General features: G+C 60.7%; 23 protein-coding genes (1 of these 23 cut by a window edge). 5 read left to right on the forward strand and 18 right to left on the reverse strand.

What is annotated here, in order from left to right:
- On the forward strand, window positions 1-1,911 hold the 3' portion of the coding sequence (locus RHSP_RS14115) for a M23 family metallopeptidase (RefSeq protein ID WP_004117984.1). 30 nt of this gene lie to the left of the window's left edge; 1,911 of the gene's 1,941 nt are visible here — the last part of the coding sequence; its start codon lies off the left edge, out of view; it ends in the stop codon at window positions 1,909-1,911.
- 202 nt (window positions 1,912-2,113) lie between these two features.
- Here RHSP_RS14115 and clpB read toward each other — a convergent pair whose 3' ends face one another.
- From clpB to RHSP_RS14150, 7 genes are all read right to left on the reverse strand, one after another.
- Entirely contained in the window at window positions 2,114-4,714 is a 2,601-nt protein-coding gene (clpB, locus tag RHSP_RS14120) for an ATP-dependent chaperone ClpB (RefSeq protein WP_037151849.1), read from the reverse strand.
- Window positions 4,715-5,077: 363 nt separating this feature from the next.
- Window positions 5,078-5,770, reverse strand: coding sequence for a DUF4167 domain-containing protein (locus RHSP_RS14125; protein WP_037151852.1), 693 nt, complete (start codon window positions 5,768-5,770; stop codon window positions 5,078-5,080).
- Between the two features lie 349 nt (window positions 5,771-6,119).
- On the reverse strand, window positions 6,120-6,995 hold the full coding sequence (gene prmC / locus RHSP_RS14130) for a peptide chain release factor N(5)-glutamine methyltransferase (RefSeq protein ID WP_004117994.1): 876 nt from the start codon (window positions 6,993-6,995) through the stop codon (window positions 6,120-6,122).
- Window positions 6,992-8,071: a peptide chain release factor 1 gene (gene prfA / locus RHSP_RS14135; protein ID WP_037151855.1), complete on the reverse strand. Its 1,080-nt coding sequence runs from the start codon at window positions 8,069-8,071 to the stop codon at window positions 6,992-6,994. The genes prmC and prfA overlap by 4 nt, the downstream gene beginning before the upstream one ends.
- A gap of 89 nt (window positions 8,072-8,160) precedes the next feature.
- Window positions 8,161-10,428: a phosphoenolpyruvate--protein phosphotransferase gene (gene ptsP / locus RHSP_RS14140; RefSeq protein ID WP_004117996.1), complete on the reverse strand. Its 2,268-nt coding sequence runs from the start codon at window positions 10,426-10,428 to the stop codon at window positions 8,161-8,163.
- 91 nt (window positions 10,429-10,519) lie between these two features.
- Complete coding sequence (locus RHSP_RS14145; RefSeq protein WP_037151860.1) at window positions 10,520-11,794, reverse strand: aspartate kinase; 1,275 nt, start codon at window positions 11,792-11,794, stop codon at window positions 10,520-10,522.
- A 171-nt stretch (window positions 11,795-11,965) separates the two neighbouring features.
- A complete protein-coding gene (locus tag RHSP_RS14150) occupies window positions 11,966-12,592 on the reverse strand; it encodes a hypothetical protein (protein WP_004117999.1) in 627 nt (208 codons plus the stop codon).
- 263 nt (window positions 12,593-12,855) lie between these two features.
- Between RHSP_RS14150 and ubiG the strand changes: the two genes are divergently transcribed.
- Window positions 12,856-13,608, forward strand: a complete 753-nt coding sequence (gene ubiG, locus RHSP_RS14155) for a bifunctional 2-polyprenyl-6-hydroxyphenol methylase/3-demethylubiquinol 3-O-methyltransferase UbiG (protein WP_004118000.1) — start codon at window positions 12,856-12,858, stop codon at window positions 13,606-13,608.
- Window positions 13,609-13,635: 27 nt separating this feature from the next.
- Here ubiG and RHSP_RS14160 read toward each other — a convergent pair whose 3' ends face one another.
- From RHSP_RS14160 to RHSP_RS14180, 5 genes are read right to left on the reverse strand one after another with little or no spacing between them, the layout of a single operon-like run.
- Window positions 13,636-14,223 (reverse strand): DUF3291 domain-containing protein, encoded by a 588-nt coding sequence (locus RHSP_RS14160; protein ID WP_004118002.1) that lies wholly within the window; start codon window positions 14,221-14,223, stop codon window positions 13,636-13,638.
- Window positions 14,223-14,651: a DUF1178 family protein gene (locus RHSP_RS14165; RefSeq protein WP_004118004.1), complete on the reverse strand. Its 429-nt coding sequence runs from the start codon at window positions 14,649-14,651 to the stop codon at window positions 14,223-14,225. Before RHSP_RS14165 ends, RHSP_RS14160 begins: the two co-directional genes overlap by 1 nt.
- The gene (locus tag RHSP_RS14170) at window positions 14,648-15,505 is read right to left on the reverse strand and encodes a carbon-nitrogen hydrolase family protein (RefSeq protein WP_004118006.1); all 858 of its coding nucleotides are present in this window, start codon (window positions 15,503-15,505) and stop codon (window positions 14,648-14,650) included. The genes RHSP_RS14165 and RHSP_RS14170 overlap by 4 nt, the downstream gene beginning before the upstream one ends.
- Before the next feature lie 23 nt (window positions 15,506-15,528).
- Entirely contained in the window at window positions 15,529-15,786 is a 258-nt protein-coding gene (grxC, locus tag RHSP_RS14175; protein ID WP_004118008.1) for a glutaredoxin 3, read from the reverse strand.
- 30 nt (window positions 15,787-15,816) lie between these two features.
- A complete protein-coding gene (locus RHSP_RS14180) occupies window positions 15,817-16,593 on the reverse strand; it encodes a ComF family protein (RefSeq protein WP_004118012.1) in 777 nt (258 codons plus the stop codon).
- A gap of 94 nt (window positions 16,594-16,687) precedes the next feature.
- On the opposite strand from RHSP_RS14180, the gene RHSP_RS14185 reads away from it, so the two are divergent.
- Complete coding sequence (locus RHSP_RS14185) at window positions 16,688-17,572, forward strand: class I SAM-dependent methyltransferase (RefSeq protein WP_004118014.1); 885 nt, start codon at window positions 16,688-16,690, stop codon at window positions 17,570-17,572.
- A gap of 12 nt (window positions 17,573-17,584) precedes the next feature.
- Here the strand turns inward: RHSP_RS14185 and RHSP_RS14190 are convergent, their stop codons facing one another.
- Window positions 17,585-17,767, reverse strand: a complete 183-nt coding sequence (locus tag RHSP_RS14190; RefSeq protein ID WP_004118016.1) for a Flp family type IVb pilin — start codon at window positions 17,765-17,767, stop codon at window positions 17,585-17,587.
- Between the two features lie 93 nt (window positions 17,768-17,860).
- Window positions 17,861-18,175 carry a hypothetical protein gene (locus RHSP_RS14195; RefSeq protein WP_004118019.1) on the reverse strand — a complete coding sequence of 105 codons (315 nt, stop codon included), beginning with the start codon at window positions 18,173-18,175 and terminating at the stop codon, window positions 17,861-17,863.
- A gap of 386 nt (window positions 18,176-18,561) precedes the next feature.
- Here RHSP_RS14195 and RHSP_RS14200 point away from each other — a divergent pair, with 386 nt between their 5' ends.
- Window positions 18,562-18,897, forward strand: a complete 336-nt coding sequence (locus RHSP_RS14200) for a hypothetical protein (RefSeq protein ID WP_004118023.1) — start codon at window positions 18,562-18,564, stop codon at window positions 18,895-18,897.
- 42 nt (window positions 18,898-18,939) lie between these two features.
- On the opposite strand, the gene mutT is transcribed toward RHSP_RS14200, so the two are convergent.
- The 4 genes from mutT to RHSP_RS14220 all read right to left on the reverse strand — a co-directional run bounded on the left by mutT (window position 18,940) and on the right by RHSP_RS14220 (window position 22,346).
- A complete protein-coding gene (gene mutT / locus RHSP_RS14205) occupies window positions 18,940-19,353 on the reverse strand; it encodes an 8-oxo-dGTP diphosphatase MutT (RefSeq protein WP_004118024.1) in 414 nt (137 codons plus the stop codon).
- The gene (locus tag RHSP_RS14210; protein ID WP_037151865.1) at window positions 19,350-20,159 is read right to left on the reverse strand and encodes a GNAT family N-acetyltransferase; all 810 of its coding nucleotides are present in this window, start codon (window positions 20,157-20,159) and stop codon (window positions 19,350-19,352) included. Before RHSP_RS14210 ends, mutT begins: the two co-directional genes overlap by 4 nt.
- Complete coding sequence (gene argJ, locus RHSP_RS14215) at window positions 20,140-21,381, reverse strand: bifunctional glutamate N-acetyltransferase/amino-acid acetyltransferase ArgJ (protein ID WP_037151868.1); 1,242 nt, start codon at window positions 21,379-21,381, stop codon at window positions 20,140-20,142. The genes RHSP_RS14210 and argJ overlap by 20 nt, the downstream gene beginning before the upstream one ends.
- A gap of 62 nt (window positions 21,382-21,443) precedes the next feature.
- Window positions 21,444-22,346 (reverse strand): peptidylprolyl isomerase, encoded by a 903-nt coding sequence (locus tag RHSP_RS14220; RefSeq protein WP_037151872.1) that lies wholly within the window; start codon window positions 22,344-22,346, stop codon window positions 21,444-21,446.
- 244 nt (window positions 22,347-22,590) lie between these two features.
- On the opposite strand from RHSP_RS14220, the gene secA reads away from it, so the two are divergent.
- Window positions 22,591-25,311, forward strand: coding sequence for a preprotein translocase subunit SecA (gene secA, locus RHSP_RS14225; protein WP_037151875.1), 2,721 nt, complete (start codon window positions 22,591-22,593; stop codon window positions 25,309-25,311).
- Window positions 25,312-25,394 lie beyond the last annotated feature (83 nt).

A 25,394-nucleotide genomic window follows, 5' to 3' on the forward strand; every position in this document is an offset into this window, starting at 1 on the left:
CTCGGCAACGAGCCGCCAATCCTGGCCGACGGCAGGCGAGCTCCGGATCGGCGCGAGGTTTCCCTGCGATGGCTTTCCGGCACCTTCCTCACCGGCCTCACCTCCAGCATATTGATGGGTGTCGCCCTGTTTGCAGCGCTCGACGGGCGCCAGCAGCTAGCCATCCCCGCCGAGGCCTATGCGATATGGGACAATCATGACGCCACGGACAAACAGGTCACCCGCGGCGGCCGCCTGATCTCGACCGCGATCGCCTCCAAGCCTTCCGACCGCAACATTCTGGAAGTGTCGACCGTGGTGCGTGACGGCGACAAGGAAGTGGTGCGTCGCCAGCCCTTCGCGCATGTGAAGATCGCGCTCGCCACCAACCGCGCCGCCAGCGAAAGCTATCCGCCCTTCGACCCGCTGGCGATCTTTTCCACCGACGAAAACATACCGCAGCCCGCCAACCGCACCGGGGCAATCTATGGATCGGACGTCGAATCCGAGGTCAGCCTCAAGACCATATCCTTTCCGACCAAGGACATCCCCTTCCAGCTCGCCGGCTCCATGTCGCTTGAGGAAGTCGAGGAGAATGTCCGCTCCAACGGTTCGGTCCTGGCTGAGAGCAACACCCAGCTCTCGGCACTGTATTATGTGGACCCGCGCCGCTTCGCCAATGACGACGCCGATGTCGACCTGACGGCTGTCCTGGCGGCCCGCATCGTCGAGGAAAACATGTCGGTCTCCGCCTCGCAGGCTGTGACCCCGCAGACCGAGGAGTTTGCCGACGACATCATCCCCGTTCGGCAAAACATGACGATTGCGGCGGCGTTGACCAATACGGGCTACCCGAAGGCCGATGCAGACGGCATTGCCGCAAAGATCCTTCCCGTCTTTGGCTCGTCCGATGTGTCGATCGGCGATGTGCTTCGCATCGGCATCCTTCAAAAAGGCGAGCAGGCAAGGATCATTCGCGCCAGCATCTATCGCGGCACCAAGCATCTGCTGACCATCGCGCAGAACGACCGTGGCGATTTCGTCGCGGGCAGCGCACCGCCGATGCTCGACGCGATCGCCACGGCCTTCGACAATGATGCTCCGGCTCTTGCCGCGGGCCGCGACCTGCCGAACGTCTATGACGGCATCTATCGCGCTGCCCTCTATTACGGCATGAGCAAGGAGATGGTGGCACAGATCGTCAAATTGCTTGCCAGCAATGTCGATTTCCAGGCCCAGTTGAAACCGACGGATTCGCTGGAAGCCTTTTTCTCGGTCACCGACGACAAGGGAATGGCGACGGCTGATTCCGAGCTGCTCTACGTCAATGCCAAATTTGGCGACACGGTTACGCGTTTCTATCGCTTCGAAGATCCAGCGGATCACTCGATCGACTTTTTCGACGAGGGCGGCAAGAGCATCCGGCAGTTCCTGCTACGCAACCCCGTTCCCACGGGCATCTTCAAGTCGGGCTTCGGCATGAGGCGCCATCCGATCCTCGGCTTTGCCCGCATGCATACCGGCGTCGACTGGGCTGCGCCGCGCGGCACGCCGATCATCGCCGCCGGCAACGGCATTGTCGAAAAGGCCGGCTGGGATTCCAGCGGTTTCGGCAACCAGACACTGGTCCGCCATGCGAATGGCTACGTCTCGTCCTATAATCACCAAAGCGCCATCGCCAAGGGCGTCGTGCCAGGTGCAAAGGTGGTTCAGGGTCAGGTCATCGGCTTCATCGGCTCGACGGGCCTGGCAACCGGCCCGCATCTGCACTACGAGCTGATCGTCAACGGCACCAAGGTCGATCCGCTGCGCATCCGCCTTCCCGGCGGCAAGTCGCTCGAAGGCGAGGCCCTCGCCAAATTCCAGGAAGAGCGCAAGCGCATCGATACGCTGCTCAGCGACGACAAAACGAAACAGGTCGCCAGCAAGTAGTAGTCGCGCGCAGCGCGGCAAGACGGTTTCCGGCAATGCGTGAAAGACGAAATGGCGGCACGAAGGCCGCCATCCGCACGTATTCCAAACATTGCCTGTCTTAGAGCGGTTCAGCTTTTCACGGAAACTCTGAACCGCTCTATCTCTTTGTTTTCTGGCAATTCCGGACGGAAAACCGCTACCCACTTTTCCTGGAATTGCGCTAGGCCGCTTCGTTTACGGCCTGACGCGGGCGGAACAGCAATCTGTCCGAACCGCTGGTGACCTTGACCATCGAACCATCCGGAACCTGCCCGGACAGGATCTGCTCGGCGAGCGGATCCTGGACATATTTCTGGATCACCCGTTTCAGCGGCCGCGCGCCATAGACGGGATCGTAGCCCTTGTTGGCGAGCCAATTGCGGGCATCCTCGTCGAGTTCGAGCGTGATCTTGCGTTCCGACAGCAGCTTCAGCAGGCGCTCCAGCTGAATATCGACGATCGCGCCCATCTCATCGCGCTTCAGGCGATGGAACAGGATGATCTCGTCAACACGGTTCAGGAATTCGGGCCGGAAATGCGACCGGACCACATCCATCACCTGCTCGCGCACCTGATCGCTATCATCACCCTCCTTCAACTGGGTCAGGTACTCGGCGCCCAGGTTGGAGGTCATGATGATCATCGTGTTGCGGAAGTCGACCGTGCGGCCCTGTCCGTCCGTCAAACGTCCGTCGTCCAGAACCTGGAGCAGGATGTTGAAGACATCGGGATGCGCCTTCTCGATTTCGTCGAACAGCACGACCTGATAGGGCCGGCGGCGGACGGCTTCGGTCAGCGCACCACCTTCCTCATAGCCGACATAGCCGGGAGGGGCACCGATCAGCCGGGCCACGGAGTGCTTCTCCATGTATTCCGACATGTCGATACGCACCATCGCGGTGTCGTCATCGAAGAGGAAGCGGGCGAGCGCCTTGGTCAACTCCGTCTTGCCGACGCCGGTCGGGCCGAGGAAGATGAACGAGCCGATCGGCCGGTTCGGATCTTGCAGGCCGGCGCGCGAGCGGCGAACCGCACGCGAGACCGCCTGAACGGCATCGCCCTGGCCGACGACCCATTTTGCCAACTCGTCTTCCATCCGAAGCAGCTTGTCGCGTTCGCCTTCCAGCATCTTGTCCACGGGGATCCCGGTCCAGCGGGAAACCACCTGGGCAATGTTGTCGGCGGTGACAACTTCCTGCACCATGGAATCGCGGGCACTGTCCTGCTCTTCCGCAGCGTGAAGCTCTTTCTCCAGATCGGGAATGACGCCATAGGCGAGCTCGCCGGCGCGCTGGAATTCACCCTTGCGCTGAGCGATCGCCAGTTCGTTGCGGGCGTCGTCGAGCTGCTTCTTCAGATCGGCAGCAAGACCGAGTTTCTGCTTTTCGGCCTGCCAGCGCGCGGTCAGCGCATCGGCTTCCTCTTCCAGAGAAGCAAGATCCGTTTCCAGCCGCTTCAGCCGGTCGGCCGAGGCCTGGTCGGTTTCCTTCTTCAGCGCTTCGCGCTCGATCTTCAGCTGGATGATGCGTCGATCGAGTTCGTCGAGCTCTTCCGGCTTGGAATCCACCTGCATGCGCAGACGCGCTGCGGCCTCGTCCATCAGGTCGATGGCCTTGTCCGGCAGGAAGCGGTCGGTGATGTAGCGGTTCGACAGGGTCGCGGCGGCAACCAGCGCGGCATCGGCGATGCGCACCTTGTGATGCTGTTCGTATTTTTCCTTCAAGCCGCGCAGGATCGAGATCGTATCCTCGACCGTCGGCTCTTCGACCATGACGGGCTGGAAGCGGCGAGCAAGGGCCGGATCCTTCTCGACATGCTTGCGATATTCATCGAGCGTGGTTGCACCAACGCAGTGCAGCTCGCCGCGGGCAAGGGCCGGCTTCAGGAGGTTGGACGCATCCATGGCGCCGTCGGCCTTGCCGGCTCCGACCAGCGTGTGCATCTCGTCGATGAAGAGGATGATCTCGCCGTTTTCCGACTGCACTTCGTTGAGAACGGCCTTCAGCCGCTCTTCGAACTCGCCGCGGAACTTCGCACCGGCAATCAAGGCACCCATGTCGAGTGCCATCAGCTTCTTGTCCTTCAGCGATTCAGGAACGTCGCCGTTGACGATACGCAACGCCAGACCTTCGACGATCGCCGTCTTGCCGACGCCGGGTTCGCCGATCAATACGGGGTTGTTCTTCGTGCGGCGGGAAAGAACCTGAATGGTGCGGCGGATTTCGTCGTCGCGGCCGATCACCGGGTCGAGCTTGCCCTCGCGGGCCTCGGCGGTGAGGTCACGGGCATATTTCTTCAAGGAATCGAAGCCTTGCTCCGCATTGGCGGAGTCGGCCGTCCGGCCCTTGCGGATATCGTTGATGACCTGGTTGAGCGCAAGCGGGGTAACGCCAGCCTTTTTCAAAGTGGCCGAAGTCGAAGCCGTAGGCTCGATCGCCAATGCCTGCAAAAGGCGCTCGACGGTGACGAAACTGTCGCCGGCCTTCTTCGCGGCATCCTCGGCCGTGGCGAATACCTTGGCAAGCGGCTGCGCGAGATAAACCTGGCCATCGCCGCCGGAAACCTTCGGCAGCTTGGCAAGGGCCGCATCATTGGCAAGACGGGCAGCCTTGGCATCCCCACCGGCGCGCTCGATCAGCGAGGCGGCCATACCCTGATCGTCATCCAGAAGTACTTTCAGAACATGTTCGGGCGTGAACTGCTGATTGCCCTGCGCAAGCGCATATGTTTGGGCGGATTGCAGGAAACCGCGCACCCGCTCGGAGTATTTTTCAATATTCATATGAGACCTCCATGGACCGGCCTGCCCTGAACGGCGCAGGTCGATGATTGAGACTGAGCCCCCTTAATAGGCAGGCCCGGCCTTGCCGCCATTGAGATTTGCGGCAAAGCAGCTGAGCAGAATATGGGAGGATCGCTTGGAAGTTTAAAGGGTGCAAAAAGCGAAAAAACCAACGGATTTTGCCAGCGGAGCAACATCAGTATTGGGCCGGAAATGTCAAAGCCGGCAGCCACGGCGGGACGAATAGGATACCCACCCGGCCACCCCGCGAAAAAGGCGATGAAACAAAACGGGAGTGGCAGCACTATCTGCGCTGCCACTCCCGTTTCCATATTCGGGCTCTTCCCTCGGGAAAGGAGCGGATTATTCCGAGGCGGCGTCTGCCAAAGCCGGAGCCTCTCCCGATGCAGCCTCGCCCTGGCCTTCCGTGTCACCACCGGCGACGCGGCGCGGCTGACGGCGCGGGCGGTTGCCGGCGTTACGGCGGCGCGGCTGGCGCTCGGTCGCTGCAGCGGGCGTCTCTTCCTCGATCGCCACTTCCGCAGGAATACCCTCGATCACCGGCTGCGGACCTGTGCCATCGATCACTTCCGGCTCGCGAGCCGGAGCCGCAGCAACGGCTGGAGCAGGCTGCTGCTGACGGACCGGAGGCGGTGCCATCTGCGGCTGATCGTCCATCTCGTTCGCATCGATGTCATCGATGTCCCGGTCGGCCGCATCACGCTCGTTGTAATTGTGGTGCTCGTCGCGCTGATAGCGCTCCTGCATCTGCGCCTGGGCGCTGGCGATGATCCGATTGTAGTGCTCGGCATGCTGCAGGTAGTTTTCAGCCATGACGCGGTCGCCGGAGCTCTGGGCATCGCGAGCCAGAGCCGCATACTTCTCGGCGATGTGCTGGGCGGTTCCGCGAATCTTCACATCGGGACCGGAGCTGTCGTAGGTCCTAGTCAGCGGGTTTGAACCCTTGCGGTTGAAATTGTTGTTGTTATTTCCGCCGCCGCCGCCGTTGTTGTTACCACGCCCCCGACCGCGCTTGTTCTGCTGTCCTGGCCTCATAGATCCTTCACCTGAATTCTCTTCGTTGGGATAAAATTCATACACGACACCTGCCGCCGCGGTTCGGACATTCCCGAGCCAGGGCCTGCGTGCCGCAAGCAAACTGCGCTTTAAGCGCTGGTCTGCCGCTCGACTACGTCAGATTAACTGATCACGCATTGGGTTATCTTCAACCTTTGACACTCTTACCAAAGAGCGGATCCCCGAGGCTGTCCAAGAGAGGCGAATCGTCTCGCCTATTCCCAGCCGCCCAACGCGTGAGCGCAACCTATATTGCTTCATCAGGAAATCCAAGCTTTTTCTTCGCGATAACAACAGGGGTCCCACAAATCTGCGCCAAGATCTCGCGTTACTGATGAAACTTAAACACAAGCACCCGGTCGTTCTGGCCGTAGTCACGAACCGCCTCGACAAGGAAAAATCCCGCTCCTTCAAAAAGCGAAGTCACCGTTTCACGCTGATCGTAACCGATCTCAACTCCTAACATCCCATGTGGGTGTAGAAACCGCGCCGCATCCTTTGCGATCGCCCTGTATGCATCCAGCCCATCAACGCCCCCATCGAGGGCCGCGGGAGGATCGAAATCCTTTACTTCTGGAGCGAGAGTGGAAATGACACTGGACGCAATATAGGGCGGATTTGAGACAATCACATGAAATCGTTCGTGGATGGCTTCAAACCAGCTACCCTCCGCGGTCCTGAACCGCGCCGCCAGGCCATTTCGCTCAGCGTTCCCGCGAGCCGTCTCCAGCGCTTCGCCGGAAATATCGGAACCGACACCCGTCGCTTGCGGGCTTTCATGCAGCAGAGCCAAACAGATGGCTCCGGTTCCTGTTCCGATGTCCAGTATGTGGACATTGCCGATCTGGGATTCAAGGCGTCTGACATACGGAAGCATCGTATCGACGAGAATTTCCGTATCGGGTCGCGGCTCGAGCGTCGCCGGCGACAACCGCAGAGGGAGACCATAAAACTCACGTTCGCCGAGAATGCGATAGACTGGCTCATGATTGAGACGGCGGTCGATCGCCGCCCTTGCCGTCTCTGCGTCCCCAGCCGATACCGCATCCGAACCGCGCGTCACCAGCTCTGTGGACGAGAGATGGAGAAGACCGCCGACGAGGATGCGGGCCTCGGTTGCCGGATCGTCGAGATCGGCCTCGGCAAAGCGGACGCGCACCTCCTGCAGAAGTCCGGATACGGTCGGTCCCTGCCCGCCGCTCATGCCTGTTCGCCGAGCTGGGCGAGCTGGCTCGCCTGGTAATCCGCCAGAAGCGCATCGACCACCTCGTCGATCTCGCCTTCCATCATCCGGTCGAGCTTGTAGAGCGTCAGGTTGATACGGTGATCGGTAACGCGGCCCTGCGGGAAATTATAGGTGCGGATGCGCTCAGAGCGGTCGCCCGAGCCGACCTGGCTCTTGCGGTCGGCGGAACGCTCGCTGTCGGCGCGCTGACGCTCCATGTCGAACAGGCGCGAACGCAGGACCTGCATGGCCTTGGCACGGTTCTGGTGCTGCGACTTTTCCGAGCTCGTCACCACGATGCCGGAGGGGATGTGGGTGATACGTACGGCCGAGTCCGTGGTGTTGACATGCTGGCCACCGGCCCCCGAAGACCGCATCGTGTCGATACGGATATCCTCGGGCCGGATCTCGATGTCGATTTCCTCCGCTTCCGGCAGCACGGCGACCGTTGCCGCCGAAGTATGGATGCGTCCGCCCGCTTCGGTTTCCGGCACGCGCTGCACGCGATGGACGCCGGATTCGAACTTCAGCCGGGAAAATACGCCCTTGCCGCTGATGGTGGCGATGATTTCCTTATAGCCGCCCGCTTCGCCTTCGCTCGAGGAAAGGACTTCCACCTTCCAGCCGTTGCTGGCTGCAAAGCGTTCGTACATGCGAAAGAGATCGCCGGCGAACAATGCGGCCTCCGAACCGCCCGTACCGGCGCGGATTTCCAGGATCGCGCTCTTCTCGTCGGCCGCATCCTTCGGCAGCAGCAGGATCTGCATTTCCTGCTCGAGCGCTTCGATGCGCTCCTTGACCTCGGGCAACTCCATCTCGGCGAGATCGCGCATCTCCCGATCGACGGACTTGTCGGCGAGCATGGCGTCAAGATCGGCAGCCTCGGCGATGGCGCGCTCATAGTCGCGGATCTTGGTGACGACCGGCTGCAATTCGGAATATTCGGAAGCAAGCTTCACATAGACGTCCGCGGCCGGGCCGGCGGACATGCGCGCCTCGATTTCGCCGAAGCGGCGCTCCAATTCGCGCATTTTTTCAACGGGAAGCTTCGCCACCCTGGACTCCAATTCTTCTTATTATGTCTGTTGTGATGTGACGCACATGATCTTGCCTGGAACCACTTCGAGCCATTCAGGATCGCGCGCTAAAGCGGAATATTGTGGCTCTCGGCAAAGTGCATAAGGATATCACGCATCGACGTCGTCGGATGCTTGTCGTCCAAAGCCTCTTCCACAACCGTAGACAAGGCCTGGAGATCGAGCCCGAGCAGCATCGCCTTGACCGGGCCGATCGAAGCCGGCGACATCGACACCGAACGTAGGCCGATGCCCAGCAGGGCCATTGCCGAGATCGTCTTGCCGGCCAGCTCGCCGCAGAGCGTCACTGGTGTCTTGTTACGTTGCCCGGCCCGCACAATATCGCGCAGGATGCGCAGGAACGGACGTCCGAGCGAGTCGAAGCGATCCGATACGCGGGCATTGCCGCGGTCCACCGCCATCGAGAACTGGAAGAGGTCGTTGGAACCAATCGAGACGAAATCGACTTCCGCCATCAACTCGTCCAGCTGCCATAGCAGCGCCGGCACCTCCAGCATGGCGCCGAACTGCAGCTTGCGCGGCAGCCCGTGCCCAAAGCGTGACAGATGCTGCACTTCCTTCTGCAGGAGCTCGCGTACGGCCCTGATCTCGGAGACTTCCGTGACCATCGGCACCATCATCTTCAGCTCGGTGTCGGCCGCGGCCTTGAGCATAGCCCGAAGCTGCGTGCGCAACAGGCCCGGCCGGTCGAGCGACAGACGAATGGCGCGCCAGCCGAGAGCCGGGTTTTCTTCCTCATGCGCGCGGAAATAGGGCACGACCTTGTCGCCGCCGATATCCAGCGTCCGGAAGGTGACGACGCGCCCGCCCGCCTGTTTCATCACATTGCGATAGAATGCTTCCTGCTCTTCCGCCTTCGGCATGGTCGAGGCGATCATGAACTGCAGCTCGGTGCGGAAGAGGCCGATGCCCTCCGCGCCAGATTCGGCAAGCTGCGGCAGGTCGACGAGCAGGCCGGCATTCATCAGCAGCGAAACGCGCTGCCCGTCCTTGGTCACCGGTTCAACCGAACGCAAAGCCCGGAACTGCTCCTGACGGCGAGCGCGGAAACGCACCTTCTCTTCGTAGGAGCGCTGGTGATCGGCCATCGGCCGGAGATGCACGTGGCCGCCATCGCCATCGATAATGACGGAATCGCCGTTTTCAGCCAGCGCTACGACGCCGGCCGCCTGCCCGACGACGGGAATGCCCATGGCACGAGCGACGATGACGACATGGCTCGTCACGGCTCCTTCTTCCAGCACCAGACCGCGGATATTGGCACGCGGATAATCGAGCAGTTCCGCCGCACCCATGGCGCGCGCAAAGATAACGGCGTCGTTCGGGAAACCTTCGGCACTGGTGCGGCCCGAGTGGCCGATGAGCTGCCGGAGCAACCGGTTCGCCAGATCCTCGAAATCGTGCATGCGCTCGCGAAGATAGGGGTCGGTCAGGCGCATCATGCGCGCTTTCGTATCGCTCTGCACCTTTTCGACCGCGGCTTCGGCCGTCAGACCGTTGCGCACGGCCTCCTCGAGCTTGCGCACCCAACCCTGGTCGTGCGCGAACATGCGGTAGGTCTCGAGCACCTCGCGATGCTCGCCCTCCATGGAGACGTCGCGGCGCGACAGCATGTCGTCGATCGAGATGCGCAGCGAGCCGAGCGCTTCCGCCAGCCGCCCGATTTCCTTGTCGGCATCCTCGTTCAAAAGGTTGGTGACGACGATGCGCGGCTCGTGCAGCACGACATAACCGAGGCCAATGCCTTCATTATAGGTGTCGCCATCGATGGTGACGGAGCGCGTAAGATCGAGCTCAAGGCCTGGCTTGGTGATCTTCTTCAGCTCACCGGTGGCGATCATCTCGGCGAGCACCATGGCCGTCGTTTCGAGCGCCTCCAGCTCTTCCTCGCGGTAGTTCCGGCTCGCCTTGTTCTGAACGACGAGAACGCCGAGCGAGCGGCCGGTGCGCAGGATCGGCACGCCGAGGAAGGAGTGATAGATCTCTTCGCCAGTTTCCGGCAGGTAGCGGAAGGCGGGATGCGATTGCGCGTCCGAAAGGTTTAGCGGCTGGGCGGAGGCGGCGATCGTACCGACAAGGCCCTGCCCCATCTTCAGTTGCGAGAGGTGGACGGCCTCCTTCTTCAGGCCCTCGGTCGCATAGAGTTCGAGGACACCGTCTGCGCGCAGCACATAGACCGAGCAGACCTCGGCGACCATGTTGCTGGCAATCTGGCGGACGATCCGGTCAAGGCGCTCCTGCGGCTCCAGCGGCTCCGCCATCAACTCGCGTAGCCGCTTGAGCAGAACGCGTGGACCGCCGGATAGGTCTCTCATTGCGCCACTAGCTCCCGAATCAAGATGTCTTGCCCGCGTCAGGGTCGGCCGAAACTCGCCTCCGCAACGGTCCGCCGTCAGCAGTCCTGAATCAACTCTTATCCAGACCGTAGCAGGAATGCAAAGTCCTGACTGCGAGTTCTGCATAAGGACCGTCAATCAGGATGGAAATCTTGATTTCTGACGTCGTAATGGCCTTGATGTTGATGCCTTTTTCGGCAAGTGCCCGGAAAGCGGTCGCAGCCACGCCCGCATGCGAGCGCATGCCGATGCCGATGACAGACACCTTGACCAGACCTGATTCGCTCTGGACGACGTCGTAACCGATCTTTTCCTTGTTCTCGCCAAGGACACGCAGCGCCTTCTCGGCATCGCCCGAGGGAACCGTGAAGGTCATATCGGTCTTGGAGCCGTCCTCGGAAATGTTCTGGACGATCATGTCGACGTTGATGTGGCTCTCGGCCAACGGCCCGAAGATGGCGGCGGAAACGCCCGGCCGGTCGTCAAGACGGCGCAACGAGATCTGAGCCTCATCCTTGGCATAGGCAATGCCGGTGACTACTTCCTGTTCCACGATTTCTTCCTCGTCACAAATCAGCGTTCCGGGCGGATTGAGCAGATCGCCCATGCCCGGAGCATCGGGATCTTCGAAGGAGGAGCGCACGAAGGTGCGAACCTTAAAGACCATAGCCAGCTCGACCGAACGCACCTGCAGCACTTTCGCACCGAGAGACGCCATTTCGAGCATTTCCTCGAAGGCGATCTTCTTCAGGCGGCGCGCCTTCGGCTCGATGCGCGGATCGGTGGTGTATACCCCGTCGACATCGGTATAGATATCACAGCGGTCGGCCTTGACGGCGGCGGCGATCGCGACCGCCGACGTATCGGAACCGCCGCGGCCGAGCGTCGAGACACGGTTGTCCGGACCAAGGCCCTGGAAGCCGGCGACGACAGCCACCTGGCCTTCCTTCATGCGGCGAACCATCTCGCCGCCGTCGATGTCGAGAATGCGCGCAGCGCCGTGGGCGTTGTCCGTTCGGATCGGAATCTGCCAGCCCTGCCAGGAACGGGCATTGATGCCCATGGCCTGCAGCGCGATCGCCAGCAGACCGGACGTCACCTGCTCGCCGGAAGCCACGACCGCGTCATATTCGCGCGCATCGTAGATCGAGTGATTGGCGCCGGCCACTTTCGGTATGTTCTGGACCCAGCCGACCAGTTCGTTGGTCTTGCCGGACATGGCAGAAACGACGACCGCGACCTCATGGCCTGCGTCGACTTCACGTTTCACATGGCGTGCGACGTTCTTGATACGGTCCAGATCCGCGACGGAGGTTCCGCCGAATTTCATCACGATACGTGCCATGTGCCTCTACCAGTACCCAGCGCCGGGCGGCCGAAATGCGATAAGCCCGGCATGCAAAATCACCCTTCCGGTTCGATAGCCGGAAAAGCTTGATCTCAATGGGGCCGTCTCTTAGCGAGTTTGAAAGGCGGGTGCAATAGCTTGGCTCATTCGGCACCGGAATACCTTCTATCAATACTCCACTTTTAGGCTCGACCAGAGCTTATTGAGGATGACGCCTTCCTTGGGGATATTTTCCTTGTTGAGGAAGGTAGCGACGAGAAGGCCGCCCCCTGGCTTCCCCGTTGCGACGATTTCGTAATCCATGACATCGTTGTCCGTCGTCGTCTCGGCCTTGACGCCTTTCAGCACGCTGCCGCCGGGAAGCGTGCGCTGCGTGGCTTCCTTCGTTATTTTCGCGCCGCCGCTGATGCTTTCCTGCACCATCTGCTGCAGTACGAAATCGGTGATGCTGGTGGGATTGAGGCCTTTATATTCCTGGACGATGATGCCGGTGCCGATCGGCGTCATCAGCGCATATTGCTGCACGCCACCGCCGAGATCCGTTTTCGCGACCGTAAACTTGCCGTCATGATCGAAGGAGAACTTGCCGCCGGTAAAGGTCACGGTTTCGCTGCGCTGCAGCGCCACCGAAACCTCGCGGCCGTCCTTCATGGTCACGTCGAGCGTATCGCCGGGATTGATACCCACCTCGACACCATCGATCGTGAGGCGAAACCCCTTGCCGTCCCCGGCGTTTGCTTGGCCCGCCACGAGGCAGCCGATGGCTATAGCGGTCGCGAGACGGAGTGGTCTCATGAGGAACTCCTCTATAAGCCGGTCGATCGGAATCGATCCCGGTTCTGAAAGTCCATGTTACACCCCGGCGTTTGATCGGCCATAAGATACCTCCATGTCAACCTCCGCATCGCAATTCACGCCTCGAGATCAAGATACCTCACAGATGATCGAAGGTCGCAGGCCCTTGACATCGGGTGTCGATCGTCCGACTTCACCCATTGAGTGGAATTATTGCTTGCAGTCGCCCGAACCACGGAACGACGCAAATCACGGAGTGAACCATGAGCGAAACGGTAAAGAGCACGATCGACCAGAGCGAAGTGGACCGTTTCTCCGCCATGGCGGCGGAATGGTGGAGCCCGACCGGCAAGTTCAAGCCGCTGCACAAATTCAACCCGGTTCGCCTTGCCTATATCCGCGACCGCGCCTGCGAGAATTTCGACCGCGACCCGAAGAGCAGCCGGCCGCTTGAAGGTCTACGCGTGCTTGATATCGGCTGCGGCGGCGGATTGCTGTCGGAGCCGATGGCGCGCATGGGCGCCGAGGTCGTCGGCGCCGATCCCTCCGAAAAGAATATCGGTATCGCCTCGACCCATGCGAAGGCCTCCGGCGTTCCGGTCGACTATCGCGCCGTAACGGCCGAGCAGCTGGCCGAAGCCGGCGAGACCTTCGATATTGTACTGAACATGGAAGTGGTCGAGCACGTCGCCGATGTGGAATTCTTCCTCACCACCTGCGCGAAGATGGTGCGCCCCGGCGGATTGATGTTCGTCGCCACCATCAACCGCACCATGAAAGCAGCAGCACTCGCCATCTTCGCCGCCGAGAACGTGCTTCGCTGGCTGCCGCGCGGCACGCATCAATATGAAAAGCTCGTTCGTCCGGAAGAGATCGAAAAGCCGCTCGCCGCCAATGAATTGGAGATCATCGCCCGTACCGGTGTGTTCTATTCGCCGCTGCAGGACCGATGGAACCTGTCAAAAGACATGGACGTGAATTACATGATGCTGGCGAAGCGGGCAAAATTCAGCTGAAGACGCGCAGTCGAGCGAGACGGATTCCTAGACCTTCAAGGCCACCACATGCGCCAGCAAATCGCCCTGGCCTTCGGCATTGAGCGCTGCAATGTCCTTAACCCGGCCTCGGTCGACGTTGACTGAATTGCCATCAGGCCCATAGGGCTGCTTGAACGTAAACGCTGCTGCGCTCGCTCCGCGATCGTGAAGAAGTTCCAGCCGCTCCGCACCATCCCTCCATTGCGGAACGGCGCCAGCATCCACCCACCAGAGCACCAGCGGCGGCCAGTTTTGCCTGACGTTCCAGTGCCGCGCATGTTTCAGCGCATCGGCATGCACGCCGCTATAGCTAAACGCCATCAGCGATTCGATATCTGCCCAGAGCGATAGCGACGATGGGGCGACGGCAAAACCGCTTCCCTCGATGAAACGCGGAAAGACCTGTTCGCCCCAACAGGCGACGCCAGGCTCGCCGGCATAGCCGGAGCGGCCAATGAAACCATGCGCTCGGGCGGCAGCCTCGAAATTCGCCGCTTCGCGCAGGCGAAACCCTTCGACGGCAGGGCTTTCATAGGCCGCGACATGCAGCCCGAAATTATACATCGCGAGATGTTTGCCAGCCTGTGCCGGCATCAGTTGATATCGTCGGGCAGTACGGGGATGGCGGCGATCTCGATGCCCTCTTCAACAAGAGCCTGCGCCTCGTCCGGCGTTGCCTTGCCGATGATCCCGCGCGCATCCGCCTCGCCATAATGGATCTTACGGGCTTCTTCGGGGAATTTCGTGCCGACATCCTCAGCATTGGCCTTGATGGCCTCGACCGCTTCCTTGAGCTTGACCATCGCCTCCTTGCGCGCGGCGTCCATGGCCAGCGTCTGCATCTCGTCCTTCTTACGCGCGGTCGAAACCGAAGGCGCCATCAGAAGCTTGGAGATCGCAGCCGAATTGCAAACCGGGCACGTCAGAAAACCGCTTGCGACCTGACGGTCGAAATCGGCGCTTTCAGAAAACCAGCCCTCGAATTCATGGGCGTTCTCACAGCTAAGCGAATAGCGGATCAAGCAGCGACGCCTCCAGCCGCCGGCGTCGCGATCTTCTCCAGCGAAAATTCGCGCGCATTCTTCAGGTTCGGAATTTTGTCGTGCGCTGATTTCACAGCAGCAACGTCGATCTCGGCGATGACGACGGCCTCGCCCGTGCCGCCGGCTGATGCCAGCACCTTGCCCCAGGGATCGATGATCATCGAGTGACCGAAGGTTTCGCGGCCGTCCTCATGCGTGCCGGCCTGCGCGGCGGCAATCACGAACATGCCGTTTTCGATGGCGCGGGCGCGCAACAGGATTTCCCAATGCGCCTCGCCGGTCTGCTTGGTGAAGGCGGCAGGCACCGTCATCACCTGGGCGCCGGCAACGGCCTGGGCGCGGAACAGCTGCGGAAAGCGCACGTCGTAGCAGATGGAAAAGCCGAGTTCGGCAAAAGGCAGCGAGGTGATGCGCGCCTCAGATCCCGGCCGATAGACGGCGCTTTCGCGCCAGCTCTCGCCATTGTCGAGATCGACATCGAACATATGGATCTTGTCGTAACGATTGATCAGCTTGCCGTCAGGACCGAAGAGAAAACCGCGATTGGCGATCTTGCCGTCATCGAGCGCGATGGCGGTCGAGCCGATATGAAGGTATATGCCGAGTTCCTTTGCCAGCTCGGACGCCGTCTTGACGATGATATCGCCGGCCTCGTCGCGCAAGACTGCGCGCAGACCCGGCCGATCCTTCTGTACCGCACCCGTCATTTCCGGGGTCTGCACATAAACAGCTCCCTGCGAGGCAGCGTCACGCACGAGACGCGCCATGGCGACGGCGTTCTTCACCGGATCGACACCGGAGCACATCTGAATGGCGGCGGCTTTGAAACTCATCGTCGTCTCCCTTGCGAAGCGTCTTAGGCGGCCAGCATCGGATCGAGCTTGCCGGCCCGATCGAGCGCATGGATATCGTCGCAGCCGCCGACATGCTCGTCATTGATGAAGATCTGCGGGAAGGTCGAGGCACCGTTCGCCTTCGCGATCATCTCCTGACGCGCTTCCGGTGAATAGGTCGCATTGTGCTCGACATAATCGACGCCCTTGGATTCGAGCAGGGACTTCGCGCGAGCACAGTAGCCGCAGAACTCACGCGTATAAATAATGACGGATGCCATGATCCACTCCGGAAAAACTCAGATTTATTGTCATATAAGATGGCCGACGACCCTTGCAAAGGTCAAAACAGTGACATCCGCCGCGCCGGCTTTCTTCAACGCACGTGTCGCCGCGGCCACCGTCGCGCCCGTGGTATAGACGTCATCGACCAGTACGATACGCCGGCCGAACACGTCGGCGGCCCGATGCTCGGAGACCGCGAATGCGCCCCGCACATTGTCCTGCCGCGCCTTGGCGCCGAGACCGACCTGCTGGCTCGTGCGCTTCACTCGCAACAGCGTCGCGGCAAGCAGCGGCTTTCCCGAGAGGCGGGCAACATGACGCGCCAGTTCGGCGGCCTGATTGTACTTGCGCGAAAACAGCCGCGCGCGATGCAAGGGCACCGGGATGATCGCGTCGCAGGCGGCGACCATGCCGTCGCTGGCGCGCAGCATCCAGCCGGCCATCATCGGCGCCAGATCGGTGCGGTCGCGATATTTCAGGCTGAGAACGAGATCGCGCACGATGCCGTCGTGAACGGCGGCGGAGCGCAGCCGGTCGAAAGCGGGCGGATCGGCGATCGCCTCGGCGCTGAGAATCCCCGCGCCGAGATCGTGGGAAAACGGGCTGCCCAATACCTCGCAATAGGGCCGCTCGATGAAACGGATGCCGGACCAGCAGGCGGGGCAAAGACCGCGATGCGCTCCGACCGCAACCCCGCAGCCTGGGCAGGCAGGCGGATAGATCAGATCCGCCAGCACCTGCCAGGGCCGCGTCAGCCCGACCCGTAGCGTCGATAAAGTGATTTCGCGCCCCATCATCCCCATATGATTGACACTAGCTTTTTCCCGCAGGCTTTGCGAAGGAAAACGCGCGTGCCCGGCACGCCTCGCCGAAATGATCATATTGCAGGAAACCGCCATGGAAATCGTGTTCGACCAAGCGCTGCTTGCAGCCCGCAAGCAACGGGCACTGAGACAAGGCGACCCGAGGGCGGCATTTCTGCTCGATATCGCAGCAAGCGAGCTGGCGGAGCGGCTTTCCGTCATCGAACGGCACTTCGACGAAGCCGTGGAGCTTCACGGAACAACCGGCGTCGCGGCACGTCTGGCATTGGCAACCGGTAAGATCGGCAATTTGCGCCGGATCGAAAACGTAGCGGGTTTTGCCGCACCCGGCGAGGATGTCACCGAGGCGCCGCTGGAGGAATTGCCGCTGGAGGCGAATTCCGTCAATCTCGTCCTCTCCCCGCTCAACCTGCATGTCACCAACGACACGCCCGGCGTTTTCATCCAGATCCGCCGCGCTTTGAAGGCCGACGGCCTTTTCCTGGCGGCAATCCCGGGCTTGGGCACGCTGCAGGAGCTGCGCGAGGTACTGCTCGCGACCGAAATCGAACTGACGGGCGGCGCCAGCCCGCGCGTCATCCCCTTTGCCGATGTCCGCGATGTCGGCGGCCTATTGCAGCGAGCCGGCTTTACCCTGCCCGTGATAGACGCCGAAACCTATACCGTGCGTTATGACAATCTCTTTGCCTTGATGCGCGACCTGCGCGCCATGGGAATGACCAATCCGCTTGCCGAACGCAGCCGCAAACCGCTGACGCGCGCCTTTTTCCTGCGTGCGGCAGAACTCTACGCCGAACGCTATTCCGATGCCGATGGCCGGATCAGAGCGACCTTCTCGATCGTCTACGCATCCGGATGGACACCGCATGAGAGCCAGCAGAAGCCGCTGCAGCCGGGCTCGGCAAAGGCACGGCTTGCCGACGCGCTCAAAGTCGAAGAACACAAGCTGAAACAATAAAGCGCGATCGCCTCAGTTCGCCGCGGTGGACGAGGCCTGAACCGTGTTGGACAACAGGCTGAACGTGTTCGAAAGGCTGCCGCCGAAGGCGCCGACGCCGCTGATGATCGCAGCCGACATGAGCGCGGCGATGAGGCCGTATTCAATCACCGTGGCACCGGTCTTGTCATTGAAAAAACGCCGTACGGAACGCATAGGCTCAAAGCTCCCCAGCCGCAGCATTGGACATCAACATCTCGTGAATCCGATGCTCGTCATGGCATCTGGCAGGCTATGCTTATGCAACCGTCAGCAGCCGCTATCGGCTCCGTAACCTTGAACGATGCAGACCGAACCCGGCTCTTGCTGCAGCACGCTGCGGCGGATCGTATAACGCTTGCCGTTTTCAGTCTGAGGGATCGACCCCGTCGTAATATTGTCGAGATCCGGCGCACTTGCAAGCACGCGCGACTTGGATTTGTCGGAGAGCATCGGCGTCAGGATAAGCGAAAGCGCGACCGCCGCCGTACCGAACAGCAGAGCGATATTCAACGCGCCCGTCTTGCGCGACGTGGAATAGGACTGCTCTTTTTCCTGAACAGCTTTCCAGAAATCGTCGTCCATTATGTCAAGCCTTCTTTAACGCACCCAACAATCGCTTGATTGAGAGAATTGAATGCCAGAAGGTCATAAACGATCCCTTAATATCCACATGCAAATTAATGAGACGTAAAATTCCGGGACAGTGCCTGATTCGGCCTATGAGGCTGATTTCAAATGGCTAATTTTCGTTAACCATACTTCCCATGTGCGATGGTTGAGCGCGCCCAAAAGCATGCGCCAACTTCCCCAAACCATTTGTCCTGCCATATGTCGTCTAATCCCCTCATTGCGAGCAAGCACAAGAGGTAAAATTGCTCAAAGCACGATAAAGTTGAAAATGCCCGCCGCCCGTCTTGATAGGACATATAAAACAGATATCATTACTATGAGTTGTAGGGGCTAATATAATGGTAGGTTTGCTTAAGGCCGCTGGCGGTTTGCTTATTGTCTTTGCGATTCTGGCCGCTGTCACGATGTTTTTCATGGGCGGCACAGCCGGCCTTTTCGCCGTGCTTTCTGGTGCCGTTTCAGCCGCCTTTGGCGGTATTCTGACCATTGCTTTCGGATCGATGCTCGAACATCTGGAGACGATCAGTCGCCATTCACCGGGACAAACCGAACTGTTGAACGAGCTGCTACGCCAAGGCGCGAAGGAAAGCTCGCCTCATCGGGATTCGATCAAAACGCCGAAGCCGAGCCTCGAACAGCTCAGCAAGTCGAACTTCATCTTTAAGGAAATCTGACCCGATGCCATTTCCGGCGAAGCTAAATGCCGGAAATCGCGCTTAAAGCAGATCCTGCAGGAAGGGGATCAGCGGCTCGTCGGCCGGCGGCATCGGATAGTCACGCAGGGCCTGCGGCCGCACCCATTTGAGCGCCTGCCCTTCCCGGCCGTGCGGGATTCCTTCGTAACGCCGGCAGATATAAAGCGGCATCAGCAGATGGAAGGTTTCGTAGGTGTGGCTGGCAAAGGTCAGCGGCGCGAGGCAAGCGATCTTCGTCTGGATGCCGAGCTCTTCCTGCAGCTCGCGCACCAGCGTCTCCTCAGGCGTCTCGCCGACCTCGACCTTGCCGCCCGGGAACTCCCAGAGGCCGGCCAGCGACTTGCCCTCGGGGCGTTGCGCCAGAAGAATGCGGCCATCGGTATCGATGAGCGCGCAGGCGGCAACGAGAACGATCTTGCGGCCAGCCTCGCTCATACTTCCCCCGGAGAACGCCAGTAACAATAACGATAGGCCTCGCGGAACCCGAAACGGGCATATAGCGCCAGTGCCGGCTCGTTGGTGGCGCCCACCTGCAGCCAGGCGGTCTTGGCGCTGCGCATCCGCGCCCAGCGCAGTGCCGACGTCAAGATCTCCGCGCCCAGGCCCTTGCGCCGATGCTGCGGCGAAACCGCAACCGACATCACGCCGGCAAGATCATTGTCCTGCACGCAAAGCGTCGTCGCCACGGGCCCGGCGTCGTCATTCTCGATGACGAAAAGACCCGAAGGCGGCTTGATGCTGCTCACCACCTCCGCCAGCGCAGGCTTCATCGCCGGATCGGCGCCGTCGACCATCAGGCTGGCATCGACATAACGGCCGACATCATGGCTCGGCAGGTGATCCAGCATGTCGGGCAGCTCGAGGTCGACGAGGTCAGCGGTCATGACGATCGTCTCGTCGAAGCGTGTCCAGCCGCGCTCCCGCAGAAGATCGATGAGCTTCGGCGAGGCCAGCGGCGTCTCGCGCACCACCATCGGCCTGCCATAGGCTTCGAACTTGCGCTGCGCCTTCGCCAGCCGGATTTCGAGATCGCGATGATCGGAAGGATCGAGCGGCACGACGGAGTTGAGCCGCTTCGAGGGATGGCCCGCCGTCAGCCGAACCTGCCAGCTGCCGTCATACTGCACGGAAGAGGCAGGCCAGGCCCGAAAGCCGACGGCTTCGAGCCTGCGCACCAAGGGCAGCTTGTTTATCGTGGACTGCGCATGCATCAGCGAGGTATCAGCTCCGGTAGTCGCCATTGATGGCAACATATTCCTTGGTGAGGTCGCAGGTCCAGACCGTCGCGCGACCATTGCCGAGGCCGATATCGACCTTTACCGGAATATCCTGCTGCTTCATGACATTCGAGGCCGCTTCCTCGGAATAGGAAGCGTCGCGCTCGCCGTTGACGGCAACGCGCACGTCGCCAAACCATATGGCCAGCCTGTCGCGATCCGCCATTTCGCCGGCCTTGCCGACAGCCATGACGACGCGGCCCCAATTGGCGTCCTCGCCGGCAGCCGCGGTCTTGACCAGCGGCGAATTGGCGATCGACAGCGCGATGCGCTTGGCGGCAGCATCGTTTTCGGCGCCCGTCACGGTGATTTCGAGCATCTTGGTCGCGCCTTCGCCGTCGCGAACGACCTGAATGGCGAGATCCTTAAGGAGATCGTTGAGCGCTGCGCGGAAGCCGGCAAGCTGCGGATCGTCGGCACGATCGATATGCGCCTGTCCATCAGCCGCAGCAGCGCCGGTGGCAAACAGCATCAGCGTATCGGAGGTCGAGGTATCGCTATCAACGGTCATGGAGTTGAAGCTTGGGCCGACGCCGTCGGACAGCAGCGCCTGAAGAGCGGCAGAGGAAATGTCGGCATCGGTGACGACGAAAGAAAGCATCGTCGCCATGTCGGGCGCGATCATGCCGGCGCCCTTGGCAATGCCGTTGATGGTGACCTTGACGCCGCCGATGTCGGCGCTGCGGGTCGCGACCTTCGGATAGGTGTCCGTGGTCATGATCGCCTTGGCGGCCTCGAACCAGAAATCGTCCACTGCATCCTTCGCCATCGTGTCGAGCACGCCGGCAAATTTCGTTGCATCGAGAGGCTCGCCGATGACGCCGGTGGAGGCGAGATAGACTTCGTTTTCACCGCAGCCGACGGCCGCAGCAGCGGACTTCGCGGTCAGCTCGGTCGCCTGTCGGCCCTTCAGGCCGGTAAAGGCATTGGCATTGCCGGAATTGACGACGACGGCGCGGGCGCTGCCATGGGCCAGGTTCTTCCGGCAGAAATCGACCGGAGCCGAAGGACACTTCGAACGGGTGAAGACGCCGGCGACGGCTGCTGGCTTGTCGAAGACCATCAGCAGGACATCGGTGCGGTTCTTGTACTTGATGCCGGCGGATGCCGTGGTCATGCGCACGCCGCGAAGCGCGGGCACGGAAACGAAAGATTTGGGAGCGAGCGGGGAAACGGAACCGGACATGAGAGCCACCTGATGTGAAAGGCCCGGAAAATCCGGGCCTTGATGATCCTGTTTGCGATTGCTTACTGCTGCGGCTGAACGCCAGGCGCGACGGCATCATCTGCCGGAGCCGCGTCCTGCTGCTTCTGCGCATCCTCATAGGCTTTGCTGAGCGCCGGGTCGCTGATGGCGACCTTGCTGTCCTGCTTGGCCTTGTTCAGAAGCTCAAGATACTTGTCGCGCATGACGAGCTGACGAACCTGGTCCTTGACCTGCTCGAACGGCGGAGGAGGAGCATTGCGCTTGTCCTCGACCTTGATGACGTGCCAGCCGAAATCGGTCTTGACCGGCGCCTTGGTGTAGGTGCCGACCGGCAGGGCGAATGCCGCGTCTTCGAATTCCTTGACCATGCGGCCATGGCCAAAGTAGCCGAGATCGCCGCCATCGGCCTTGTTCGGATCCGTGGACTTTTCCTTGGCAAGCGCTGCGAAATCCTTGCCGCCGTCGAGTTCCTTGATGATTGCCTTGGCTTCGTCCTCGGTCTTCACCAGGATGTGGCGGGCATGCACTTCTTCCTGCTTCGGCAGGGCAGCAACTTCCTTGTCGTAGCGAGCCTTGACTTCATCATCCTTGATGGCGTCGGCAACATGCGCCTTGAAATAGGCGTTGTGCAGCTCGCGGTCACGCAGATAGGCCATGTGCGCCTGGAAATCCGGCGTCTGGTCGAGCTTCTCGGCGGCGGCCTTCTGCGACAACAGCTTGACATCGATCGAAGCGGAGAGCGCGGCGACCTTCTTCTGGTCGTCCGGAAGCTGGCCGAGCTGCGGATCGAGATTGGCAATCGCCAGATCAAGTTCAGATTGATGGATTTCGACATCGCCGACCTTGGCGACGACGGCATCCTTGGCATCGGCCGCAAAAGCCGGCGCCTGGAAGGTAATGATCGTTGCGAAAGCAACCGCGGCAAGTTTGTTGTATTTCAACATAAGATAACCCTTCGGTGGTCACGACCGGCTCGACAGATGGGAATCCGGCGCAAAAAGCCTTCAGCAGGAGAATGTGGCCTTTGTGTATCGGCCAAATCCCGTTGACATCAATCGACCCCCCTCTTATCTGTCACGCAACCTCGCGTCCAGAACAGTTTCCGGCCGTTTTATGCTATACTCCTGTTTTTTTGGGAGTGGATAAAGCAGGCAACGGCCGGATGAAATCTCAGAAAGGACCAGTCACATGGTCAGCCTAGGTGGAATTGCCCGCAAGTTGTTCGGCTCGTCCAACGACCGCCGCGTCAAGTCGTTCCAGCCGAATGTCGTTGCCATCAATGCACTCGAACAGCAGATGCGTGCGCTGTCCGATGAAGCTTTGGCCGCCAAGACGGTTGAGTTCCGCCAGCAGCTCGCCGATGGCAAGGCGCTCGACGACCTCCTCGTTCCCGCTTTTGCGGTGGCACGCGAGGCATCGCGCCGCGTTCTCGGCATGCGACCTTTTGACGTGCAGCTCGTCGGCGGCATGATCCTTCATTCCAATGCCATCGCCGAAATGAAGACCGGCGAAGGCAAGACGCTCGTGGCGACCCTGCCTGTCTATCTGAACGCGCTCGCCGGCAAGGGCGTGCATGTCGTCACGGTCAACGACTACCTGGCACAGCGCGATAGCGCCACCATGGGCCGGCTCTACGGCTTCCTCGGCCTGACCACAGGCGTCATCATCCATGGCCTGTCCGACGAAGAGCGCCGCGACGCCTATGCCTGCGACATCACCTACGGCACCAACAACGAGCTCGGCTTCGATTATCTGCGCGACAACATGAAATATGATCGCGGCCAAATGGTTCAGCGTGGCCACAGCTTCGCCATCGTCGACGAAGTGGATTCCATTCTCATCGACGAAGCGCGCACGCCGCTGATCATTTCCGGTCCGCTCGACGACCGCTCCGACCTGTACACGACGATCGACGCGTTCATCCCGCGCCTTTCGAAGGAAGATTACGAAATCGACGAAAAGCAGCGCTCTGCCAACTTCTCCGAAGACGGCACCGAGAAGCTGGAAAACATGCTGAACGAGGCCGGCCTGCTGAAGGGTGAATCGCTTTACGACGTCGAAAACGTCGCCATCGTTCACCACGTCAACAATGCGCTGAAGGCCCACAAGCTGTTCCAGCGCGACAAGGACTACATCGTCCGCAACGACGAAGTCGTCATCATCGACGAGTTCACCGGCCGCATGATGCCGGGACGCCGCTATTCGGACGGTCAGCACCAGGCGCTCGAAGCCAAGGAGCGGGTGCAGATCCAGCCGGAAAACCAGACGCTGGCGCAGATCACCTTCCAGAACTACTTCCGCATGTACGGCAAGCTCGCCGGCATGACCGGTACGGCATCGACGGAAGCGGAGGAATTCGGCAACATCTACGGCCTCGACGTCATCGAGGTGCCGACCAACCTGCCGATCAAGCGCATCGACGAGGATGACGAAGTCTATCGGACGCATGAAGAGAAATACAAGGCGATCATCGCCGAAATTCTGGACGCGCATAAGCGTGGCCAACCGGTACTCGTCGGCACCACATCGATCGAAAAGTCGGAACTCCTTGCCGATCTGATGCGCAAGCAGGGCTTCAACAATTTTCAGGTTCTGAACGCCCGCTACCATGAGCAGGAAGCTTATATCGTTGCCCAGGCCGGCGTTCCCGGCGCGGTGACGATTGCCACCAACATGGCTGGCCGCGGCACCGACATCCAGCTCGGCGGCAACCTCGAAATGCGTGTGGAGCGCGACCTTCACGAAGTCGAACCCGGTCCGGAGCGCGACGCCGCAATCGCCAGGATTGCCGAAGAGATCAAGGAGCTCAAGCAGAAGTCGCTTGCCGCCGGCGGTCTCTACGTCATCGCCAGCGAGCGCCATGAAAGCCGCCGTATCGACAACCAGCTCCGCGGCCGTTCCGGCCGTCAGGGCGACCCCGGCCGTTCGAAATTCTACCTGTCGCTTCAGGACGACCTGATGCGCATCTTCGGCTCCGACCGCATGGACGGCATGCTGCAGAAGCTCGGTCTCAAGGAAGGCGAAGCCATCGTCCACCCCTGGATCAACAAGGCTCTGGAACGCGCGCAGAAGAAGGTCGAAGCCCGCAACTTCGATATCCGCAAGAACGTCCTGAAGTATGACGACGTGCTGAACGACCAGCGCAAGGTTATCTTCGAGCAGCGCGTCGAGCTGATGGATGCGACCGACCTCTCCGAAACCGTAGGCGACATGCGCCACGAGGTCATCGAGGATCTGGTCACGAGACATATCCCCGAGCGCGCCTATGCCGAACAGTGGGATGCCGACGGCCTGAAGACAGGCGTTGCCAACTTCTTCGATCTCGACATGCCGGTTCACGACTGGGTCAAGGAAGAAGGCATCGGCGAAGACGACATCCGCACCCGCCTGACCGAAGCAGCCGAAAAGGCCGCAAATGAGAAGGCCGAACGCTTCGGCCCCGAGATCATGACCTATGTCGAGCGCTCCATCGTGCTGCAGACCCTGGACAATCTCTGGCGCGAGCACATCGTCAACCTCGACCATCTGCGTTCGGTCATCGGCTTCCGTGGCTATGCCCAGCGCGATCCGCTGCAGGAATACAAGGCAGAAGCTTTCGAGCTGTTCCAGTCACTCTTGAACAACCTGCGCCAGGCTGTCACCGCCCAGCTTTCACGCGTCGAGCTCGTGCAGCAACCAGTTGAACCGGAAACCCCGCCGATGCAGGGTCGCCATATCGACGCCACGACGGGCGAGGACGAATTCACCTCGCTCAGCCTGGTGAACGAAAGCTTCGTGCAGCCGGAAAACCGCGACCCGCGCAATCCGGCAACCTGGGGTCGCGTCGGCCGCAACGAGGCCTGCCCGTGCGGCTCCGGCAAGAAATACAAGCATTGCCACGGCGCCTTCGAAAGCACCGAAGTCGTCTGACGTTTCGTTCTTTTAAAAATCAGAGAGATGCCGCCTTCGGGCGGCATTTTTCGTTTCGGCGGACCGCCATCCACCCATTGCTT

The sequence above is a fragment of the Rhizobium freirei PRF 81 genome, from assembly GCF_000359745.1.
Taxonomy (GTDB): domain Bacteria; phylum Pseudomonadota; class Alphaproteobacteria; order Rhizobiales; family Rhizobiaceae; genus Rhizobium; species Rhizobium freirei.

Excerpts from the sequence above, each read along its gene's own strand:
- RHSP_RS14145 (WP_037151860.1), bottom strand. The coding sequence starts at position 11,794 with ATGGCACGTATCGTGATGAAATTCGGCGGAACCTCCGTCGCGGATCTG.
- mutT (WP_004118024.1), bottom strand. The coding sequence starts at position 19,353 with ATGAGCGAGGCTGGCCGCAAGATCGTTCTCGTTGCCGCCTGCGCGCTC.
- prmC (WP_004117994.1), bottom strand. The coding sequence starts at position 6,995 with ATGAGCGGCGGGCAGGGACCGACCGTATCCGGACTTCTGCAGGAGGTG.
- RHSP_RS14195 (WP_004118019.1), bottom strand. The coding sequence starts at position 18,175 with ATGGACGACGATTTCTGGAAAGCTGTTCAGGAAAAAGAGCAGTCCTAT.
- RHSP_RS14170 (WP_004118006.1), bottom strand. The coding sequence starts at position 15,505 with ATGAGTTTCAAAGCCGCCGCCATTCAGATGTGCTCCGGTGTCGATCCG.
- clpB (WP_037151849.1), bottom strand. The coding sequence starts at position 4,714 with ATGAATATTGAAAAATACTCCGAGCGGGTGCGCGGTTTCCTGCAATCC.
- grxC (WP_004118008.1), bottom strand. The coding sequence starts at position 15,786 with ATGGCATCCGTCATTATTTATACGCGTGAGTTCTGCGGCTACTGTGCT.
- RHSP_RS14150 (WP_004117999.1), bottom strand. The coding sequence starts at position 12,592 with ATGAGACCACTCCGTCTCGCGACCGCTATAGCCATCGGCTGCCTCGTG.
- RHSP_RS14125 (WP_037151852.1), bottom strand. The coding sequence starts at position 5,770 with ATGAGGCCAGGACAGCAGAACAAGCGCGGTCGGGGGCGTGGTAACAAC.
- ptsP (WP_004117996.1), bottom strand. The coding sequence starts at position 10,428 with ATGAGAGACCTATCCGGCGGTCCACGCGTTCTGCTCAAGCGGCTACGC.
- RHSP_RS14200 (WP_004118023.1), top strand. The coding sequence starts at position 18,562 with ATGGTAGGTTTGCTTAAGGCCGCTGGCGGTTTGCTTATTGTCTTTGCG.
- RHSP_RS14190 (WP_004118016.1), bottom strand. The coding sequence starts at position 17,767 with ATGCGTTCCGTACGGCGTTTTTTCAATGACAAGACCGGTGCCACGGTG.
- ubiG (WP_004118000.1), top strand. The coding sequence starts at position 12,856 with ATGAGCGAAACGGTAAAGAGCACGATCGACCAGAGCGAAGTGGACCGT.
- RHSP_RS14220 (WP_037151872.1), bottom strand. The coding sequence starts at position 22,346 with ATGTTGAAATACAACAAACTTGCCGCGGTTGCTTTCGCAACGATCATT.
- argJ (WP_037151868.1), bottom strand. The coding sequence starts at position 21,381 with ATGTCCGGTTCCGTTTCCCCGCTCGCTCCCAAATCTTTCGTTTCCGTG.
- RHSP_RS14185 (WP_004118014.1), top strand. The coding sequence starts at position 16,688 with ATGGAAATCGTGTTCGACCAAGCGCTGCTTGCAGCCCGCAAGCAACGG.
- RHSP_RS14180 (WP_004118012.1), bottom strand. The coding sequence starts at position 16,593 with ATGGGGATGATGGGGCGCGAAATCACTTTATCGACGCTACGGGTCGGG.
- RHSP_RS14160 (WP_004118002.1), bottom strand. The coding sequence starts at position 14,223 with ATGCCGGCACAGGCTGGCAAACATCTCGCGATGTATAATTTCGGGCTG.
- secA (WP_037151875.1), top strand. The coding sequence starts at position 22,591 with ATGGTCAGCCTAGGTGGAATTGCCCGCAAGTTGTTCGGCTCGTCCAAC.
- RHSP_RS14210 (WP_037151865.1), bottom strand. The coding sequence starts at position 20,159 with ATGGCGACTACCGGAGCTGATACCTCGCTGATGCATGCGCAGTCCACG.